Source organism: uncultured Aureimonas sp., assembly GCF_913775355.1.
Lineage (GTDB): Bacteria > Pseudomonadota > Alphaproteobacteria > Rhizobiales > Rhizobiaceae > Aureimonas.
Map to the genome: position 1 here is coordinate 15,279 of NZ_CAJYIU010000044.1, position 18,483 is coordinate 33,761.

Below are 18,483 nucleotides of genomic sequence, written 5' to 3' on the forward strand. Positions count from 1 at the left end.
GAGTGAAGTGCCCAGGCGAGCGGCGCCGCGAACGATCCGCGCTCCCCGATGGTGATCCATCTATCGTCGCCAGTCACGCGGATCGCGTCACTATGGGCTGAACTAGAACACCGCGCAATATGGTCGCGGACAACGAGCGCGAACGTCAGCTTTGCGGCAGACTTCATCGGCATCGCGGCGTCTCTGACGGGTCGAAAGCTGCCCTGAACCCGGCGCGGAGCCAGCAGCCAGGCAAGCGAAGGCCGAGGCTGTCGCGTGTTCGCAGGACACCGCTCCGGGCCAGTGCGGTTTCGTAAAGTCGGGATCGCAGGCGATCGCAGTCGCTTGAAGCTGGACATGAGCAAGTCGCCTCATGCGACCGACGTCAAGCTCAATAGACGCGTGACGTGTATTTCTGCGATAATCATTGCGGATGCGAGGGGCGTTCTTGCGCAAAATCTCCGGTTGTGCTCCGGCAGCCGCAGGTAATACAGCCTGCAAGGCGTTCCATTCAATGTAATTCCTCCAGAACCATTTCAAGATTCCTTCAATCGATTCGCCTACTGATCGGTCAACTTGCTCACGCTTCGAGCAGCTCCGCAGGATAGCGAACGATTCCGATGACAATCAGCATCAAGACCCGCCTGGTGGCTTGTCTCGCCGGGCTCGGCATCGCCGTCTGCCTCAACGGTGTGATCGGCTTCGCATCGCTTCACGATGTCGAGGGGCGCCTCCAGTCGGTCGTGGAGAATCGCGTCGTGCCGTTGCAGCAGCTTAAGGAGGCTGCCGACATGTACGCCGTGAACATCGTCGACGCGACCCATAAGACCCGATCCGGTGTATTCACCTGGGACGACGCGTCGGCCAGCATCGCAGCGGCCGAGACGTCCATCACCCGCAACTGGCAAGCGTATCTCGCAACCGAACTGACGCCGCAGGAGGCCGTCCTGGCGGAACAAGCCAAGGCCGACATGCTCCAAGCAGACAAGGGCGTCGCCAAGCTGAAGGGCATCCTTGGGAGCCGTGACGTCGCGGGCCTCGATACCTTCGTTGCGAGGGAGCTTTATCCCGTCATCGATCCGGTCTCGGTCGCGATCGGAAAGCTCGTCGCACTCCAGATCGATGTCGCTCGAAAGGACTACGCTATTGCCGCAGAGGATTACCGTTTCACGCTCAGCGTGATGGCGGCGATCGCCGCCTTCTCCTTGGCGATCTTTGCGTTTGCCGTTGCGACCACCATTCGCCAGGTGACGTCCCCGATGGGTCGTATGACGGCGATGATGCGTCGGCTCGCGGCAGGAGATCACGCCGTCGAGGTCCCCGACCTGCAGCGCGAGGACGAGATCGGCGAGATGGCCAAGGCCGTCCAGGTGTTCAAGGAAGCCGCCATCGAGCAGCAGCGACTGGAGGCGGCAGAGGTCGAAGCACGCAAGGCCGCCTCGGCCGCCCGGGAGCGCCAGGCGGAGATCGATCGCGCCCGAACGGAAGACCTCGGCGCCTTCGTCTCGTGTGTCGGGGAGAGCTTCGATCGGCTGTCTGCGGGTGATCTGACCGTGCGGATGACCCAGCGCGTCGCGCCTGAGTTCGAACCCGTCCGGGCGCAGTTCAATGGTTCGATCGAAAAGCTCGACCACACGATCGGCAACGTGGTCGGGTCGATCGGCGCGATCCGAACTGGTCTGAACGAGATCAACGTCGCCTCCAGCGATCTTGCCCAGCGCACCGAGCAGCAGGCGGCAAGCCTGGAAGAAACCGTGGCAGCGCTCGGCGAGGTGACGCGCGCCGTCAACGAGACGGCGCAGAATGCCAACCAGGCTCGAACCAGCGCGCAGAAGGCACAGCACACGGCACAGAACGGCGGCGAGATCGTCGGACGCGCGATCGAAGCCATGCAGACGATCGAGCAGTCGTCCGCCAAGATCGGCGACATCATCGGGGTGATCGACGAGATCGCCTTCCAGACGAACCTCCTCGCTCTCAACGCAGGCGTCGAAGCGGCCCGCGCCGGCGAGGCGGGCCGGGGCTTTGCGGTGGTGGCGCAGGAGGTGCGCGGTCTCGCCCAGCGTTCGGCCGAGGCAGCCAAGGAGATCAAGACGCTGATCCAGGCGTCGAGTAAGCAGGTGGCCTCGGGTGCCGAACTCGTCAGTGCGTCCGGCAACAGCTTGTCGGACATCATCGTCGAGGTCGGGCACGTCAGTCGCGCCGTGTCCGAGATCGCTCAGCGGGCCAAAGAGCAGGCCGTGAGCTTGCGAGAAGTGTCGACGGCGGCGGACCAGATGGACAAGGTCACGCAGCAGAACGCGGCGATGGTGGAGCAGGCGACGGCGGCGGCGCAGACGCTGTCGAACGAGACGGACGAACTGGCCCGCCTCATTGCAGATTTCAGGACGGCGGCCACCGCCAACCATGCCCACCAGAGCGAGCGTGCGGTTCAGCGCACCGCGAGGGGCGCCCCGCGCACCGCCGCTCCGACGGCACGCACAGTCCGTCCCGCCGTCCAGATAAAGCCTGTCGCGCGAGGTAACGCGGCGCTGAAGACGCTGAAGGACGAGTGGGCGGAGTTCTGAGCCGGCGGAGCCGAGATCGGACTTGTTCGATCCCGGCTTCGTGCTCTCCACTTTCGACGAATGATGGGGAGGCCCGCCGTTTGATGCCGGCGAGCACAACGGGCTACCGCGCCTTGATCATCGTCATGGCGAGCTTGAGGTATGGGCGGGTGGTGCCGTCTTCCGTGGCACCCAGCGTGTCCTCGAACGCGTCCTTTTCCATGCCGCCGCAATCTTGACGGACGTGGACGGCGTCATCAGCGCGCTGGGCACCACCCGCACGCGGACCCCATCGCCGAAAGCCTACCGGACCATCGACCACGACGACCCGCTGACTTTAACGCGTCTTGAGCGTCCTCACGGCGCGACGCGGCTCGCGCTGGTCTCCTCGCTGGCGTCGATCCCCGCCGCCGCTTCGCCCACACGCGTCTAAAGGGCGAACTCGAGGCGGCAATCGCTTCGCTGATGTTCCCGTCTCTGACGCTCTTCCGGCCGAGCGTGCTCGAGGGCGAGCGCCGGGATGCCCGCGTCACCGAGCGGTTGGCCCTCGCCGCCATGAAATCCCTCGGGCCCATGTTACCAACTTGTTGGCGGCCGAGTTCAGCAGCCGCGATGGCCGGGCTTCTCGTGGGAGAGGCCGTCGCGGCTCCGCAGGGCATTCCAATCCGAACGAACGAGGATGTGAGGGCCCGAGCCGGGTGACCCTTCGGCGGGGCTGTAGAGAACACCAGTCGGATCGGTCAAACTCGTCTGGCGAAACCGACACCCTTGGCGGCAATCGTTGATTTTGTCAGGCGAGAAAGACGGGGTGGCACACCGGACAGAATAAATCTGCGAACACGTATGTCATTGTGATTTCGAGAGAAGATCGAAGACGAAGTCTGAACGTTGTTGATTAGGCCGCCGCTTCGGTAGCTTTGCGGCCAGTCCCGTCAAACCAGGGGAACTCTCGGCGTCTCGAAAGCGGACGTTACGCCAGTTTTGGCGAACGGCCAATATCGGTCCGATCCATGTATTCTCTTCGCCGTTTGTCCGTTCCGTGTAGCTTCTGCGCATGCGAATGACCACGGTCCGCTCGGTCTCGGAGCGGCACGCACAAACACACCGATGAAATGCGACCGATCAATCCGATGGGAAGACGAAGACGGGTTCTGCGGCTTCCAATTCTTATTTGCAGAAAGCCTTTGGAGATCGATGTGGGAGGATCCCGGAAACGCTAGCGGCGGTCCTGCCAGGACAGGAACAGCATCATTCCGACCAGCGCCCCTCCCACGAAGATGAGTTGCGCGTGCTGGCTGATATTGTTGATCTGAAGGATGTTGGTGAGGATCGAGACGATCAGCACGCCAGACAGGACGCCGAACACCGACCCGACGCCGCCGGCCAACCGGACCCCGCCCACAACCACCATGGTGATGGCGACGAGCTCCAGCCCGATGCCGGCATTGGGGTCGCCGATCCCGAGCCGGCTGGACGAGATCACCCCCGCCAGCGCGGCCAGGAACCCGCTCACGACATAGACGGAGACCTTGACCCGCGTCACCTGGATGCCGAACAGGCCGGCCGTTTCCTCAGATCCGCCGACCGCGTAGATCCGGCGGCCGTAGCGCGTGTGGTTGAGCACGACGTAGGCGGCGGCGAAGGCGACGATCAGGTAAAAGACGCCGTTGGGAACGTCGCCGATCCGCCCTTGCGCGATCGCGTTGAACTCGGCCGGGATCCCTTCGAACAGCGGCGCTCCGTCGGTCATGAAATAGATCACGGAGCGCACGGCGATCATCGTCGCCAGAGTGGCGATGATCGGCTCCATCCGGCCCTTGGTGATGAGTAGGCCGTTGACGCAACCGATCGCGGCGCCGAACAGGAGGGCGCCGCCGATCGCGACGGGGATCGGATATCCCTGTGCGACCAGAAGGGCGACCGTCACGTTGCCAAGGCCCATGACCGATCCGACGGACAGATCGATGCCCCGCGCCAAGATCACGAACATCATGCCGACGGAGATGATGGCCGGCTCTGCCGCGTATTGGAGGATGTTGAGGATGTTGGTCAGATGGGCGAACCTGTCTGACGTCACGGCGCCGAGGACCAGGAGGGCGCCCACGACCATGACCGGCATATAGTCCAATGCCGGCGTTCTCCTCGCAACGTTCGCATGCGTCATGACGGCAACTCCGGTACGTCTCTCGACGGTTTCCTGGCTTTCGGACGGAAGACGGGGACGGGCGGGTGACGCACCGCCGACGCCGTCAGGCTGATACGGCCGCAAGGTGTGCGACGGGGCGCTCCCGGTCGTCTTCGGTTCGCACGAGCGCTTTATCGAGGATGGCCTCCTCGGTCATCTCGGGGCCGGACAAGATGGCGCTGACCCGTCCTTGGCGCATGACCACGACACGGTCGCACATGCCGATCAGTTCGAGGAGTTCGGACGAGTAGATCACCACCGGCAGACCGCTCTCTGCCAGCGCGTTGATCTCGTTGTAGATGTCGACCTTCGCGCCGATATCGACGCCGCGCGTCGGCTCTTCGAGAAGGATCACCCGGTAGCGGCCGGTCAGCCACCGGCCGACGAGTGCCTTCTGCTGGTTGCCGCCGCTGAGGCTCCCGATCTTGGCGAAGCGTCCGTCGGACTTGATGCCCAGCCGCGACACGATCCTCGCCGTCGCCTCCCGCGCGGGCTTGCGCCGAACCACGACGCCCTTCCAGGAAAAGTAGCGGCGCAGGTCGCCCGTGGTGACGTTGAAACCCACCGTCTTGCCGAGGAACAGCCCGTCGCTCTTGCGGTCCTCGGGGACATAAGCCAGGCCCTGGTCGATGCTCCTGCGCGGGCTCTTCAGTTCGACGGCCTGGCCGTCCAGCTCAACCGTTCCCTTGGAGACGCGCCGCAGGGCGAAGAGCGCCTTGACCACGGAGGTAGCGCCCGACCCCTCCAGGCCGGCGATCCCGATGATCTCGCTCTTGCGTACGTTGAAACTGACATCCTCGAGTTCGCCCGGCACGCAGAGGTCCCGGACGCGCATCGCGACCGTGTTCGGCGGCGCAGGCCTCTTCGGATAGAACTCAGGCAGTTCCCGGCCGACCATCAGCCGGACGATCTCCGCCTCGCTCAGTCGGCTCGCGGCATCGGTCCGGATCAGCTTGCCGTCGCGAAGGACCGAGATTCTGTCGGCGATCTGGAAGATCTCGCGAAGCCGGTGCGAGACGTAGATGATGCTGATCCCGCGGCTCTTCAGCTTCTCGATCATCGAGAAGAGGGCGTCAATCTCGTCCTGGTTCAGGTTGGCCGTGGGTTCGTCCATGATGACCACGGACGCCTGGCGCTTTTGGACCGCTCGGATGATCTCCACCATCTTGCGCGACGAGGGGGATAGGTCCCGCATCCGCATATTGGCATCGATGTGGAGGCCGAGTTCGTCGATCTGCCGCTGGGCGCTCGCCCGCAGCCGGGGCCAATCGATGAAGACGCCGAACCTCCTGGGCTCCATTCCGGCGTAGAGATTCTCCGCCACGGTGAGATCGGGGATTTCCTGGATCTCCTGGAACAGCGTCGCCACGCCTTCAGCCTGTGCGTCGAACGGGCTGTGAAACCTCACGGTCTTGCCGTTCAGTTCGATCGATCCCTCGTCCGCGCGGTGGACGCCGGAGATGATCTTGATCAGCGTCGATTTCCCTGCGCCGTTCTCGCCCATCAGGGCGTGGACCTCGCCCTTCCGGACGGACAGGTTCAAGTCGATCAGCACCCGGTTTGCGGCGAAGCTTTTGGAAACGCCTTGGATCTCGAGGACGGTCTCACTCATGATCACGATCTCCCCGACCCGCGGGCCGACACAACAACCACGATGATGATCATGGCCAGCACGAAGCGCTGGAACCAGATTCCCATTCCCAGGAGCACGAAGAAGTTGAGCATGATGGCGCTCACAAGTGCGCCCAGGAACGCGCCGACGACGGTTCCCTTGCCGCCGCTGAGATTGCCGCCTCCTAGAACGACAGCCGCCACCGCCATGATGACGATCTCGACCGGCGTGCCACCGGTTGCGGCCGTGGCGGGCTGGAACGTCCCCGAGCGTGCGGACGTCAGGAAGCCCGCGAGCGCCGCCAGCGTCCCGCTGAGGACATAGACGGAGCACTCGACGATCCTCGTGCGGATGCCGATGTTGAAAGCGGCGGCCTTGTTGGCGCCTACGGCATAGATATTGCGCCCGTAGACCGTCTGGGTGGTGACCCACCAGAACAGCACAACGATCAGGATCATCGCGATGGCCGGATTGGGAATGCCCGCGACGTTGCCGCTGCCGATGAGCCGGAACGTCCGGTCGATCCCGCGCGGCGCGACGCCGTTGCCCTGGGTGTAGGTCATGACGATGCCGGTCATGATGCCGCCGGTCGCGAGCGTCGCGATGAAGGCCTGCATCCGCACGTATACGGTCAGAATGCCGTTGACGAGGCCGAGCACCGAGCCGAGGACAAGGGCTACCAGCAGGGCCGTCCAGGCCGATGCGCCGGAGCCGAGCAGAAGTACGGAACACAGGCCGACGAGCTGCATGATGGCGCCGACCGAAAGATCGATCCCGCCGACGACGAGCACGAGGGCCATGCCCACGGCGACGATCGACAGATACGAGGCCTGGCGGCTGAGGTTGAATAGGTTCTCGGGCGTAAAGAAGTACTCCGACAAGAGCGGCCCGCCTGCGAAGATCAGAGCGATGAACACTGCCAGTATGATTTCCGACCGATATTCCGGAAGCCAGCCGGGCAGCTTGCGGGAGGCGTAACTGGCTTGCATCGAATGCCCTTCCTACTGATCCGCAGGTCTTGGGAGGTAAGGTGAATCAGCCGATCGGCACCGCGTGCGCCGGGTCCATCAGCTCACAGCGACGGACGGTCGCGAGGCGGGTGCGCCGGATGACGCCGTGAAGGTGCGAGTGAGGCGGTCCAAGGTTTAGAAAGGTTTAGACTCGTGGCGCAGCCTCTGGCCTGTTCCGCCGGCGGCGACCGCTCTGAGGTCGGTTCCGCCCGAGGAGACTCGGCCGGAGGCAGGGCGCCGGCCATCGCACCCAGCCTCAGGTGCGATGGCGAGCCTTGAGGGCGCGCCCGCGTCGGCAGGCGCCAAGCGAACCGGTCAGGCCGCCTTGTAGCCGCGCGCCGACTGTTCGGCGATGCCGTAGATCTCGCGCGCCTGCTGCTGCGTCGCCAGCGGACGGCCGACCTCGCGGGCGATTTCCTGGACTTCTCGAAGCAGCTCGAGATTGGTCGGGTTGCGTGCCGGGTCGTAGAACAGTTCGAGGCCGGTCTTGACGTGACCGCCGAGTTCGATGGTGCGCTTGATCACGTCGCGCGTGTCGCGGTCTCCCTCGCCCCAGATCGAGATGCACCAGTTCGGCGTCTTCCCGGTCTGGTTGAGCTGCTCCATCATGTCGAGATAGTAGTAAAGGCTCTCGCGCGTCGGCTCCATACCGGAGGTGCCGATCGGCTTCGTCGAGGTCAGGGCGTAGGGTCCGATCAGGTAGAAATCGACGAACGAGCCCGGCGTGGACATGCCGCGGTTGATGTAGTGCATCGCGAGCCGCAGCTGACCCGGCTCATAGACGCCCCAGATGATGCTCATCTTGTTGGCCAGCGCCTGATCGACCTGGCCGGCGACCTGCTTGTAGTTCCAGCCATATTCCCGACCCTCGATGTGGCCCTTCTCGTTCACGTCGAACGCGAAAAGGTTGATGCCGGTGTCGATGCAGGAAATGTTGACGTTGTGCGTCTTGTGAAGGAACCCGCTGTGCTCGGTGCCGAATTCGTCCTCGGACAAAAGCTCGCGGTTGCACGTCGTCGGGTACCACACGAGGTCGGGCCGCTGGCGCAGCACCTCGTCGTAGACGGGATGATAGTCCTTCGCCGCCTCCTCGCCGTGCAGGTTGAAGTTGGTGTTGTGCGTGTGGATCGCGCAGGAGCCGGCGTCCCAGCAGGCGATCGCGTCATCGATCACTTCCTGGTAGGTGCGGGGCGTATTCGGATTCATCTCCTTCGTACGCTCGCCGTTCAGGTGCGATTCAATGATCAGCGGCGTATCCCAACCAGGCGCGCGGTTCGCGAACTTGTCGAGCGAAGTGGCCATACTAATATCTCCCATTACGGTATGGTGTAACGATCATCATGTCGGAACGAGCGGTGCCGATACGTCTTCCCGCATATCGGCACCGTCGGGTCTGGTCCGCGGGAGCCCTCGCGAGGGCTTTCGCGCTGGCGCCGCCTACTTCAGACGCTTGTCGAGAACTTCCTTGGCGTTGGCCTTCGTGATGAGGGCCTCCTTGTACCAGACCTGGGGGGCGATCACGGCGCCGTCCGCCACGGCGAGCGCGGCATCGACGACGCGCGTCATGTCGGACTCCCAGAAGACGGTGGCTTCCGCAGGCGAGCCCTTCTCGATCTCCTGCACAAGGTCCTTCTGGCCGTCGACGCTGACCATCACGACACCCTTGTCACGGCCGGCGCTCCTCAGCGCCTGAAGGACGCCCATTCCCATCTCGTCGTTCATGGCGTAGATGCCATCGATCTGGGGATTGGCCTGCAACAGGTCGGCGGCGGCCTTCATGGCAGGCATGCGGATCCAGGCACCCGACTGCCTCCCGACGATGTGGATGTCGGGATACTTGTCGATGACTTCCATGAAGCCGCCGAGGCGGTGCTCGTAGTTCGACGATTCGGCGACTCCCTCGATAACGATGACGTTGCCCTTGCCCTTCAGACGATCGGCCATGTACTGGCCGAGCAGCCGGCCGTTCTCCCAGTCGTCGGGGCTGATGAAGGACGTGTACTTGATGTCCGTCGCGCTGTCGTCCGGAATGCCGGAATTGTTGATGATCAGCGGGATACCGGCCTCGTCGATCTCCTCGTAGGCGGGATAGACGGCGGTGCCCGAAAGGCTGCTGACGATCATGACGTCGGGCTTGCGCTGGATCAGGCTCTCGATGTTGGCGATCTCGACGCCGCTGTCGCCATTTCCTTCCGTCACGTCGCAGGTGACGTTGGAGTACTTGGCGCAGTTCGACTTGAACGTGTTGACCATGTTGATGCGCACGGGGTGGTTCATCACCACCTGCGAGAACGCGAGCTTGATGGGCTTGCCGGAGCCGTAAACGCCCTTCTTCTCCCCTTCACGAGCTTTCGCCGTGAACTGCTCGACGGTCATGTAGTTCGGATCCTTCAGGATCGCGTCGGGCGTCGGATTGTAGACGGACTTGAATGTGACGCCTTCTGCGAGCGCCGAATGGCCCGGCAGTGCAAGGCATGCGACGCCGGCAAACAACAAGGCGGCTCGCACCGAATTCCTCATGCGGATCATGCTCATTCTCCTCCCGTGATCATGATCGAAATCGCGGGCCTCCCGACCAAGCGACTGGAGGTAGCGATATTTTGGCTGTGAACCTTTGTCAATCTTCTAGAACAAAAATACAATTCCGAATGCTTCGAGATGCCGCGCGCAGCCAGAGTCTCGCCTAAGTCAGCGGAAAAGCGGCACCACAGCAGCACGACTAGGGCGCCGGCGGCTTGACGAGCGGCGCTTTGCGCGCACACATTTGTCTGTGCCATGATAATTTTGAACGCACACTGGTGGCTGGGTTCTGACAGCCGCAACGCCAACCGAGAGATGCTGCAAACCGGACGCGCGGGGGGCAGTGGCGATCACTGGACTTCGGACGAAGAGTCTTCATCCGCGATCGTCGTCAGCGTGATCGCGTCCGACCGGACCAAAGGGGGGCAAATCCGTGGGCGAGACCGGGTGCGACACGGCGGTGAGAGTGGCGCACCTCTATGCCGAGGAGGGGCTCACTCAGGATCAGATCGCTGCCGCGCTCTCCCTGCCGAAGCATCGCGTGATCAAGATCATCGCCCAGTGCTTCACACGAGGTGACATCACGATCAGCCTCCTCGCGAAAGCGAGGCCGTTGGCCCACCTCGAAGCGAGGCTTTGCGACAGGCTCGATCTGGCGGATGCGATCATCGTCCCGATCCCGCAGAGGTCCGAACTCCTCGACAGCGTGATCGGGCGAGTCCTCGGAGAGTACCTGTCGGGCGCGATGGCCGATGGAATGGCAATCGGGGTCGGGTGCGGCCGGACGCTGGCAGCGTCGTTGGCCTCGATCAACGCGCCACAGAACTGGCACCTGAAAGTTTACGCCTTGCACGGGGGGCCGGCGAGCGTCACTTCCGAAAGCCCCTTCCACATCTCACTGCGGCTCGGAGCGCGTCTGTGCGCTGAAACATACCTCGTGCACGCACCGCTTCATGCTCCAACCCCGCACCTGTGCAAAATCCTGCTTCGGGAGACGATCAATCGTCACCTTTGGGGCGGCGCCGTGTCACTCGACCTCGTCGTCGCCGATGTTGGCGACTGCAGCCGGTCGCGGTCGCACGATCTGCTCGGCGATCTCGGCGACGCGGAGTTGGCCTCAATCGTCGGCGCTGGGGCCGTCGGCCACGTGCTTGGCCGGTTCATCGATGTCGAGGGGGTTTGCATCGATCACGACATCAACGATCGCGCCATAGCGATGGACGTCGCAAGCGTGCGCGCGGCGGGGCATATCGTCCTGGCCACCGGAGGAACGCAGGACGAACGCGCCGTGAGAGCAGCCGTCAAAGCTCTGTCGCCAGCCGTGCTCGTCACGGACCAGAAGATGGCTGGGCGCCTCCTCGGCATTTGAAGCCCCGTCCGCCTGCCGCGCCTGCGATCCGCCCTGAAAACGAACTCCCTGATTGGAAATGCCGTTCAGCGCCATCTCCCTGACAACGGCGTTCGCTTCTTCCCGGCAGAGGTCAGCCTTCGTACCGGAGCTGCCCGGCGTAGGTCGGGAGCTCGGGATCGACGACAGTTGCGACCAGTGCGGACCTGATCGGATTCAAGGACATCGACACCGCCTCGTTGAAGACGCTCCTAGGGGGCAGGATGCATCAGTTCCGACCCGAGAGAGGACGGTGGCTGCGAGCGCGATGGCGGAGAAGAAGACGGTTGGACAGCGGTCGTAGCGGGTCGCGACACGGCGCCAGTCCTTGCGGCGGCCGAACATGATCTCGATGCGGTTGCGTCGCCGGTAGCGACGTTTGTCGTGGCGCACTGGCGCGTTGCGCGACTTGCGACCTGGAATGCAGGGCTTGATGCCCTCCGCTGCAAGAGCGTCCCGGAACCAGTCGGCGTCGTAGCCCCGATCGCCGAGCAGCCACTGCGCCTTGGGCAGATCGTCAAGCAAGGCTGCTGCGCCGGTATAGTCACTGACCGGCCCAGCGGTCAGGAAGAAGCTCAGCGGACGACCGTTCGCATCGGCCTCAGGCATGAAGCTTGGTGTTCATGCCGCCTTTTGGTGCGGCCGATCAGGCGACCAAGACCCCTTTTTTGACCGCAAGGCTCGATGCCGTACGATGGGCCTTCAGGTAGGTCGCATCGATCATGACGGTTCTGGGATCGGCGCCGACTGCTGCCAGACCTTCCATCATTCGGACAAAGACGCCCGCTTCACCCCAACGCTTCCAACGGTTGTAGAGCGTCTTCGCGGGCCCATAGTCCTTGGGCGCATCGCGCCATCGCAGGCCGTTGCGATTGACGAAGATGATGCCGCTCAAAACCCGCTGATCGTCGACCCGTGGTCTGCCGTGGCTCTTGGGAAAGAAAGGCCGCAACCGCTCCATCTGATCGTCCGTCAGCCAATACAGATCGCTCATATCCAGTCCCCCGGACGGAGCCTGAATCAGACCGCGCGCCTCAAATCAATGGGTCCTGACCCTAAGACGCCTTCACGATCCGGAACCCGTCGATTTCCTCAACCACTGGCAGGTTCGGCCAGCGCTGCATGTCATGCAGGATGACAAGTCGACCGAGGTCGCCGCCGATCTCGCGGTTGATGCGATCAAAGGTCTTGAGCTGGTCCCAAACGCTGCCCGTCGCGTTAGCGAGGGGAACATAGACCCCGTCATGGTTGTGGCCGCAGATGTTGCGCTTGGAGTAGACGCAGTCACCCGAGATCACGAGCCGCCCGCGCGCTGTCTGAACGATCACGAACTGCTGGCCGACCGTATGGCCGGCGCCAAGTCTTAGGTGCAGGCCGGGCAGGAGGTCATCGACGTCGCCCTCGACCAGGTTGAGACGGTGCTCCAGCGAGGCGTCGAAGGCGTGGCGAAGGTCGTCCGGGTTGATGATCTCGGTGAGGTAGCCGAACTGGCGGGGCAGGGCGAGCGCTTCGATCCAGGACAGGAGCTCGGACTTCTGGATGTGGAGCCGAGCTCTCGGAAACTCGTGGATCGCGCCCATGTGGTCGAAGTGGGCATGGCTGAGAACGATGTCGGTGACGTCGTCCGGCGCAACGCCGAGGGCGGCGAGCATGCGGAGCGGCGAGATCCAGAAGGGCACGCCGAACTTCTCGCTCATGGCCTCGCCCGAGCCCTCCTTCATGAAGCCGGTATCCACCAGCACGACGTGGGTCCCGCTCCGGGCGAGCACAAAGGAGAAGGGAACGTCGACCGTACCCTCGTCGTAAGCGCCATGGACGAGACCGGCGACGAGCTGGTCCTTCGAGCGAGCGAACTCGATGACGTGGACGTCCCAGTTCAGGCTACCGATGTCGGGCATGGGTTCAGCTCTCCGCGATCGAGCGGCCGAGGCTCGAAAGCCCGACAGCGAGAATGAGAATGGCACCTTGCAGGACATACTGCGAGAAGGTGGGGGCACCGAAAATGTTGAGGCCGTTGAAGCCAAAGGCGATGATCAAGGCGCCGATCAGCGTGCCAAGGATGTGGAACTCCCCATCCCGCAACGTGGCGGAGCCCAGGAACACAGCGGCAAATGCCGTCAGGAGGTAGCTGTCGGCGGCGCTCGCCGTGCCACTGCCGAGGCGCGAGGCGAGGAGGATACCGGTCAGTGCGGCACAGACGCCCGAGATCACGAAACCGAGGATCTTGATGCGATCGACGTCGATGCCAGCGAGCCGCGCGGCTGCCGGATTGCCACCGACTGCCTGGATCTCCTGGCCAAGGGCCGAGCGCTCCACCAGAACCCAAAGGCCGCCGACCACGAGCGCCATGATGACGATGTTGTTCGGAATGCCGAAGAGCCAGCGGCCCAGCGACAGCTGAAGGAAGGTTTCCGGGACGCCCGAGACGATGGGCACGCCGGCCGAATAGGCGAAGGCGAGCCCTGTCAGGATCGTGCCGACACCGAGCGTCGCGATAACCGAGTTGACCTTGATCTTAGTCACGATCAGTCCGTTGACGAGACCGATCAGGGCACCCGCGCACAGGACGATCAGGATCGCGAGCGGGATCGGCAAACCATTGGAGACAATGAGACCGGTGACGAGGATGCCGTGCAGGCTTGCCGCAAAGCCGACGGACAGGTCGAGTTCGCCGACCACCACCGCGAGCGTCAGCCCGGCCGCGATGATCATTGTGAGCGAGGCCTGGTTGAGGACGTTGGTGAAGTTGTTGAGGGTGGGAAAGGCGCGCGGGGAGAGGACCGCGAACGCCGCGATCATGACAAGAAGGCCGATGATCGTCGCATAACGCGCGAAGATGCCGAGCGCGGTCTTCGCCTTCGAGGACAGACGGCGGGGGGAGACGCTGGCATTGGTCATTGTCTTGGGTCTCCGGCGTTGCGCCCTTCGGCGTAACTCGCCTCGATGATGGCGTTGCGGGTGAAGGCGGGTCCCGTCAGTTCGCGCACGATCCGACCTTCCGCCATGACCAGCACCCGGTCGCAGAGGTCCGGCAGTTCGTCAGGCTCGGACGAGACGACGAGCACCGCCATGCCCTGGCGTGCCAGGCCGCGGATCAGGCGATGGATCTCACCACGGGCGCCGATGTCGACGCCGCGCGTCGGTTCGTCGAGGATCAGGATCTTGGGCTTGCGCAGCAGCCAGCGGCCGATGACGACCTTCTGCTGGTTGCCGCCGCTGAGACGACCGACCGGCGCATGCCGATCCGGCGTCCGGATAGCGAGGTCGCGGATCATATCGTTGGACAACGTGCGCTGCCGGGCGGAGCTGACGAGCGGCAGGAGATTGCCCGAGACGATCCGAGACAGGCTGGACAGATGAAGGTTGAAGGCAACGCTCTTCGTGAGAATCAGACCTTCGCTGCGCCGCTCTTCAGGCACGAGGCCGAACCCGGCCTTCACGGCGTCCGTGGGGTGGCGAGGCGCGAACGACCGCCCCTCAAGGCGCATCGTGCCGCCATCCGGGCGGTCGGCGCCGTAGATGAGGCGCATGAGTTCGGTCCGTCCGGCGCCGACGAGACCGCCGATGCCCAGCACTTCGCCACTATGAAGTTCAAAGCTGACATCGCGTACGCGCGGGCTCCGCGTCAGCCCGGATACGGCGAAGACGACCTCGTTGCGGCGATGGTCGCCTAAAGGCTTTTGGAGGTTCTCGACGGCGCCGCCGACGATCGCCTCGACAAGCGCGGACCGCGTCAGGCCGTCGCCTTCCAGCATTGCCACCGACCGCCCGTCGCGAAACGCGGTGACGCGGTGGCAGAGGCGCAGGATCTCATCGAGGCGGTGCGAGACGTAGAGCACCGCGACGCCCGAGCCCGAGAGGTCCTCGACGATGCGCAGCAGCGTCTCGGCCTCGGTCGCCGAGAGCGAGGCTGTCGGCTCGTCCATGACGATGAGCCGGGCCTTTCGCACGAGGGCGCGGCAGATGTTGATCAGCCACTTCTCGGCGACCGACAGGCCTTTGACGCTGGAGAAGAGTGGTGCAGCGAGGCCGACACGCCGCGCCACCGGCTCGACCTCGCGGGCGATCGATCGCCAGTCCACCACACCAAAGCGCTGGCGTTTGGGCAGTCCGAGCATGATGTTCTGGAGAACCGTCATGCCGGGCACAAACGCCAGTTCCTGGTGGATGAACGTCATGCCGAGATCGGCCGCACGCTGGGGCGCGGAGATTGCGGTACGCTCGCCGTCGACCGCGATCCGTCCCCGGTCGGGCTGCGTCAGCCCAGACAGGATGCGGATCAGCGTCGACTTGCCTGCCCCGTTCGCACCAACAAGGCCGTGCACTTCGCCCGGCCGCACGGCAAGCGAAACGCCCTTGAGCGCCTGGACGCCGCCATAGGACTTGGCGACGTCCTCTGCGACGACGAAGGGCTCGGCATCGGCCATCGGAAATCGCTCGGCCGGGCGCCGCGCGGCCTGCGGCATCACTTGCCGAGCGCCTCGGGATGCTGCTTGACGAAATCGGCGACGGTTTCCTTCGTGACAAGGATGGCCGGCACCTCGGCAGCCTTCGGCGTCCAGTCGGCGCCGGCCTTCTTGATCTCGTCCAGCATTTCCACCATCCGCTGGCCTTCAGTGAAGCTGTCCTCCCAAGCAGTCGCGGTCATGTGGCCGTTCTGGACGTTCTCGATCGCCTGCGCGTTGCCGTTGACACCGTAGACCTTCACATCGTCCCGGCCCTGCTGGCGCAGCGCTCCGATCGCTCCGATCGCCGGATCGTCCCAGCAGCCCCAGATGGCGAGGTTGCCGTCACCGGCCGGGTGAGAGGCGAGCCAGGCGTTCGCATACTGCGCGCCGTCTTCGAAGTAACCGGGAATACGCACCTCATTCTTGGTGACGGTGATGCCGGGGCTGGCCTTCAGCATCTCGTCGAGAAGAACCTCGCGGTTCCGGCAGACCTCTCCGGTGCGATAAGTCAGGGCGAGGAGGCTGCCCTGGCCGCCGAGATCAGCGATCATCTTTTCGATCACGGGCTGGGCAATCGGCGCGCCCGATCCATTGGTCGCTGCGACCGATGAGCCGAGACCTCCGCCCCAGGTGACCACGGGGATGCCCGCATCCTTGGCCGCGGCCAGACCCGCGCCGATCGACGAATAGGGGAAGACCATGTCGATGATGGCGCCGGCGCCGCGACCAGCGAAGTTCTGGATCGCCGAGTTAGCCTGATCGGCACTGCCGGCGGCGTCGATGACGGAGACGGTCCAGCCGGCTTTCTCGGCGGCGGCGGTCGCGCCCGCGATATAGCGCACGTTGTTCGCTTCCGTGGCCGAGATCGAGACGATCCCGAGCAGCGGCTTGTCCTGCGCAGTGGCAGGAGCGAGCGTCGCAGCGAGGCCTGCCGCGACAATTGCGATCGTTGAAGCGTTCATAGGATCCTCCCACGGTTGCTTCGGCTCCCGTCACCCTCCCGACGAACAAGAGCGAACCGTTTTGCCAGTTTGTGCCAAATGCTAGGCGTAATGCAAGTCCCATTGACGTTGGGGCCCCTTCAGATAACGGTATCGAAGATGGGAGCGACTTCGGCGCATTGCCGAAACGGTTAGCTACGGGGCATGTTTGGCAACAATCCGAGACGTCGCAAAAGTGGCTGGGGTTTCTACGGCAACCGTGTCAGCGGTGGTCAACGATACTGCCTATGTCAGTCCCTCGTTGCGGGCCCGCGTTCTGGCTGCAATCGGCGACCTCGACTACGCCCCGATGTCGGCCGCCCGCAATCTGAAGCGCGGCCGCAGCCAGCTGATTGCGTTGGCCGTATCGGATTTGAGCAATCCGTTCTTCGCCCGCATTGTCTGCGCCGCCGAGGCGGCGGTGGCCGACTGGGGTTACTCGCTGGTTCTCTTCAACAGCGATGAGAAGCCGGAGAACGAGCGGCGGATTCTCGCTCGGGTTCGTGCCCTGTCGTGCGACGGGCTCATGCTGGTTCCGATCGATGCGAGCCTGCGCCTCGATGGCCGCGATGGGGAAGGCGGCCGGATCCCGACCGTTCTCTTCGGGCGACGCGTTGCGGACGATCGCTGTGACACTGTCACGATCGATAATGTCTCGGCGGCTCGGCAGGTCGCCAACTACCTCTTGGATCTTGGTCACCGCCGCATCGCGACGATCACCGGACCGCTTCATCTGACCACTGGGCGAGGGCGTCTCGACGGTCTCCTAGAAGGAATGGCGGCACGGGGTCTGGAGCCTGAGCCTTCGCATATCCGCAACGGAGCGTTCCGAGAGGACGTCGCATATTCGGTGGCTCGAGAGCTGCTGACGAGCGCTGACCGTCCCACCGCGATCTATGTCGCCAACGGCGTCATGGCGCTCGGTGTCATGCGGGCGCTCGCAGACCTTGGACTGTCGTGCCCGAACGACGTGTCCATCGCGTCCACCGACACCATTCCGGGCATCGGCGGACTGCGCCCGCGCCTGACGCGAACGGAGCATCCGATTTCGGACATGACCAACGAAGCGCTGCGGCTGCTTGTCGACCGTATCGAGCGGGGGACCGCCGCAGATCCTCGGAATGTCGTGTTCCAGCCTGCCCTGATACTCGGAGAAAGTTGTAGACCGGTTTGAGCTGTATCGAGCCGTTATACGTCTGCGCATGGATCTTCGGGGCAAATATTCATCGTCCGACCTACAGAGTGGTTGGTCCGCCTTCGGCCCGCAGATGTCGCTCTACTGGCATGTTGGCCCGTAGAATGCCCTAGGTTGCGTGGCGGTGATATTTCCTTCCGAACGACGTGAAATGGAAATCACGACTGAGTATGACGCACCGGCACATGTGGCCGTTCTGTTTTCACTCGTCGCTGAGCTGTTGGAGTTCCGCCAAACCGATGCGACCTTCGAGATAATCGGACTGCGCCTGCAGCGCGCTCGATGACGCCACCCAGCCGTGCACGATTGCCCGCAACTTAAACTCCCGCACGACGGCACTTCGGTCCGGCTCGCCTACCGCCTGCAGAAAACTGACATCAGGGCCATCGATAACCGCGGCCGTCAGAATGCCCGATTGGAACGCACCGGTATCGATAGAAATGCGATTCACAGTCACAACGGGCAGATCGCCGATGATCGTATGCCCGTGCACCCTGGTAGCGATCGACATGTCGAAGCATCGGCAGGAGATCCTGATCGAGCGACCGGAGGGCGGCCGCCGACGCCGCATGACCGTGATGGCAGCCAAGCCCGACTACGACCGGCTGGTGGACGATCTCA

13 protein-coding genes, 1 pseudogene and 1 riboswitch are annotated in these 18,483 nt (G+C 63.8%); of the genes and pseudogenes, 3 read left to right on the top strand and 11 right to left on the bottom strand.

Going from position 1 to position 18,483, the window contains the following annotated elements; all coding sequences use genetic code 11:
* Nucleotides 1-2: 2 nt before the first annotated feature.
* Nucleotides 3-87: riboswitch (ZMP/ZTP riboswitch) on the bottom strand.
* Nucleotides 88-599: 512 nt separating this feature from the next.
* Nucleotides 600-2,546: a methyl-accepting chemotaxis protein gene (locus tag QZ753_RS03335; protein ID WP_294641211.1), complete on the top strand. Its 1,947-nt coding sequence runs from the start codon at nt 600-602 to the stop codon at nt 2,544-2,546.
* A gap of 1,195 nt (nt 2,547-3,741) precedes the next feature.
* On the opposite strand, the gene QZ753_RS03340 is transcribed toward QZ753_RS03335, so the two are convergent.
* From QZ753_RS03340 to QZ753_RS03360, 5 genes are all read right to left on the bottom strand, one after another.
* A complete protein-coding gene (locus QZ753_RS03340; protein ID WP_294641238.1) occupies nt 3,742-4,644 on the bottom strand; it encodes an ABC transporter permease in 903 nt (300 codons plus the stop codon).
* 130 nt (nt 4,645-4,774) lie between these two features.
* Nucleotides 4,775-6,322: a sugar ABC transporter ATP-binding protein gene (locus QZ753_RS03345; RefSeq protein WP_294641213.1), complete on the bottom strand. Its 1,548-nt coding sequence runs from the start codon at nt 6,320-6,322 to the stop codon at nt 4,775-4,777.
* Between the two features lie 2 nt (nt 6,323-6,324).
* Nucleotides 6,325-7,311, bottom strand: coding sequence for an ABC transporter permease (locus tag QZ753_RS03350; RefSeq protein ID WP_294641214.1), 987 nt, complete (start codon nt 7,309-7,311; stop codon nt 6,325-6,327).
* A 336-nt stretch (nt 7,312-7,647) separates the two neighbouring features.
* Nucleotides 7,648-8,634 (bottom strand): 3-keto-5-aminohexanoate cleavage protein, encoded by a 987-nt coding sequence (locus QZ753_RS03355; RefSeq protein ID WP_294641216.1) that lies wholly within the window; start codon nt 8,632-8,634, stop codon nt 7,648-7,650.
* A gap of 135 nt (nt 8,635-8,769) precedes the next feature.
* Nucleotides 8,770-9,861, bottom strand: coding sequence for a substrate-binding domain-containing protein (locus QZ753_RS03360; RefSeq protein WP_294641218.1), 1,092 nt, complete (start codon nt 9,859-9,861; stop codon nt 8,770-8,772).
* A 457-nt stretch (nt 9,862-10,318) separates the two neighbouring features.
* Between QZ753_RS03360 and QZ753_RS03365 the strand changes: the two genes are divergently transcribed.
* Nucleotides 10,319-11,221, top strand: a complete 903-nt coding sequence (locus QZ753_RS03365; protein ID WP_294641219.1) for a sugar-binding transcriptional regulator — start codon at nt 10,319-10,321, stop codon at nt 11,219-11,221.
* A 195-nt stretch (nt 11,222-11,416) separates the two neighbouring features.
* Here the strand turns inward: QZ753_RS03365 and QZ753_RS03370 are convergent.
* The 5 genes and pseudogenes from QZ753_RS03370 to QZ753_RS03390 all read right to left on the bottom strand — a co-directional run bounded on the left by QZ753_RS03370 (nt 11,417) and on the right by QZ753_RS03390 (nt 16,649).
* Nucleotides 11,417-12,233: pseudogene (locus QZ753_RS03370) on the bottom strand (IS5 family transposase).
* A 61-nt stretch (nt 12,234-12,294) separates the two neighbouring features.
* Complete coding sequence (locus QZ753_RS03375; RefSeq protein ID WP_294641221.1) at nt 12,295-13,137, bottom strand: N-acyl homoserine lactonase family protein; 843 nt, start codon at nt 13,135-13,137, stop codon at nt 12,295-12,297.
* A gap of 4 nt (nt 13,138-13,141) precedes the next feature.
* Nucleotides 13,142-14,137 (bottom strand): ABC transporter permease, encoded by a 996-nt coding sequence (locus QZ753_RS03380; protein WP_294641224.1) that lies wholly within the window; start codon nt 14,135-14,137, stop codon nt 13,142-13,144.
* Entirely contained in the window at nt 14,134-15,666 is a 1,533-nt protein-coding gene (locus tag QZ753_RS03385) for a sugar ABC transporter ATP-binding protein (RefSeq protein WP_294641226.1), read from the bottom strand. Before QZ753_RS03385 ends, QZ753_RS03380 begins: the two co-directional genes overlap by 4 nt.
* A gap of 38 nt (nt 15,667-15,704) precedes the next feature.
* Complete coding sequence (locus QZ753_RS03390; protein WP_294641229.1) at nt 15,705-16,649, bottom strand: substrate-binding domain-containing protein; 945 nt, start codon at nt 16,647-16,649, stop codon at nt 15,705-15,707.
* A gap of 187 nt (nt 16,650-16,836) precedes the next feature.
* Between QZ753_RS03390 and QZ753_RS03395 the strand changes: the two genes are divergently transcribed.
* Nucleotides 16,837-17,841, top strand: coding sequence for a LacI family DNA-binding transcriptional regulator (locus QZ753_RS03395; protein ID WP_294641230.1), 1,005 nt, complete (start codon nt 16,837-16,839; stop codon nt 17,839-17,841).
* A 223-nt stretch (nt 17,842-18,064) separates the two neighbouring features.
* On the opposite strand, the gene QZ753_RS03400 is transcribed toward QZ753_RS03395, so the two are convergent.
* Entirely contained in the window at nt 18,065-18,373 is a 309-nt protein-coding gene (locus QZ753_RS03400) for a hypothetical protein (protein ID WP_294641233.1), read from the bottom strand.
* Nucleotides 18,374-18,483: the final 110 nt, after the last annotated feature.

What these genes read in the sequence shown, in the direction of transcription:
- QZ753_RS03375 (WP_294641221.1), bottom strand. Translation starts at nt 13,137, where the DNA reads ATGCCCGACATCGGTAGCCTGAACTGGGACGTCCACGTCATCGAGTTC.
- QZ753_RS03345 (WP_294641213.1), bottom strand. Translation starts at nt 6,322, where the DNA reads ATGAGTGAGACCGTCCTCGAGATCCAAGGCGTTTCCAAAAGCTTCGCC.
- QZ753_RS03385 (WP_294641226.1), bottom strand. Translation starts at nt 15,666, where the DNA reads ATGGCCGATGCCGAGCCCTTCGTCGTCGCAGAGGACGTCGCCAAGTCC.
- QZ753_RS03335 (WP_294641211.1), top strand. Translation starts at nt 600, where the DNA reads ATGACAATCAGCATCAAGACCCGCCTGGTGGCTTGTCTCGCCGGGCTC.
- QZ753_RS03355 (WP_294641216.1), bottom strand. Translation starts at nt 8,634, where the DNA reads ATGGCCACTTCGCTCGACAAGTTCGCGAACCGCGCGCCTGGTTGGGAT.
- QZ753_RS03350 (WP_294641214.1), bottom strand. Translation starts at nt 7,311, where the DNA reads ATGCAAGCCAGTTACGCCTCCCGCAAGCTGCCCGGCTGGCTTCCGGAA.
- QZ753_RS03380 (WP_294641224.1), bottom strand. Translation starts at nt 14,137, where the DNA reads ATGACCAATGCCAGCGTCTCCCCCCGCCGTCTGTCCTCGAAGGCGAAG.
- QZ753_RS03390 (WP_294641229.1), bottom strand. Translation starts at nt 16,649, where the DNA reads ATGAACGCTTCAACGATCGCAATTGTCGCGGCAGGCCTCGCTGCGACG.
- QZ753_RS03340 (WP_294641238.1), bottom strand. Translation starts at nt 4,644, where the DNA reads ATGCCGGTCATGGTCGTGGGCGCCCTCCTGGTCCTCGGCGCCGTGACG.
- QZ753_RS03400 (WP_294641233.1), bottom strand. Translation starts at nt 18,373, where the DNA reads ATGTCGATCGCTACCAGGGTGCACGGGCATACGATCATCGGCGATCTG.
- QZ753_RS03360 (WP_294641218.1), bottom strand. Translation starts at nt 9,861, where the DNA reads ATGATCCGCATGAGGAATTCGGTGCGAGCCGCCTTGTTGTTTGCCGGC.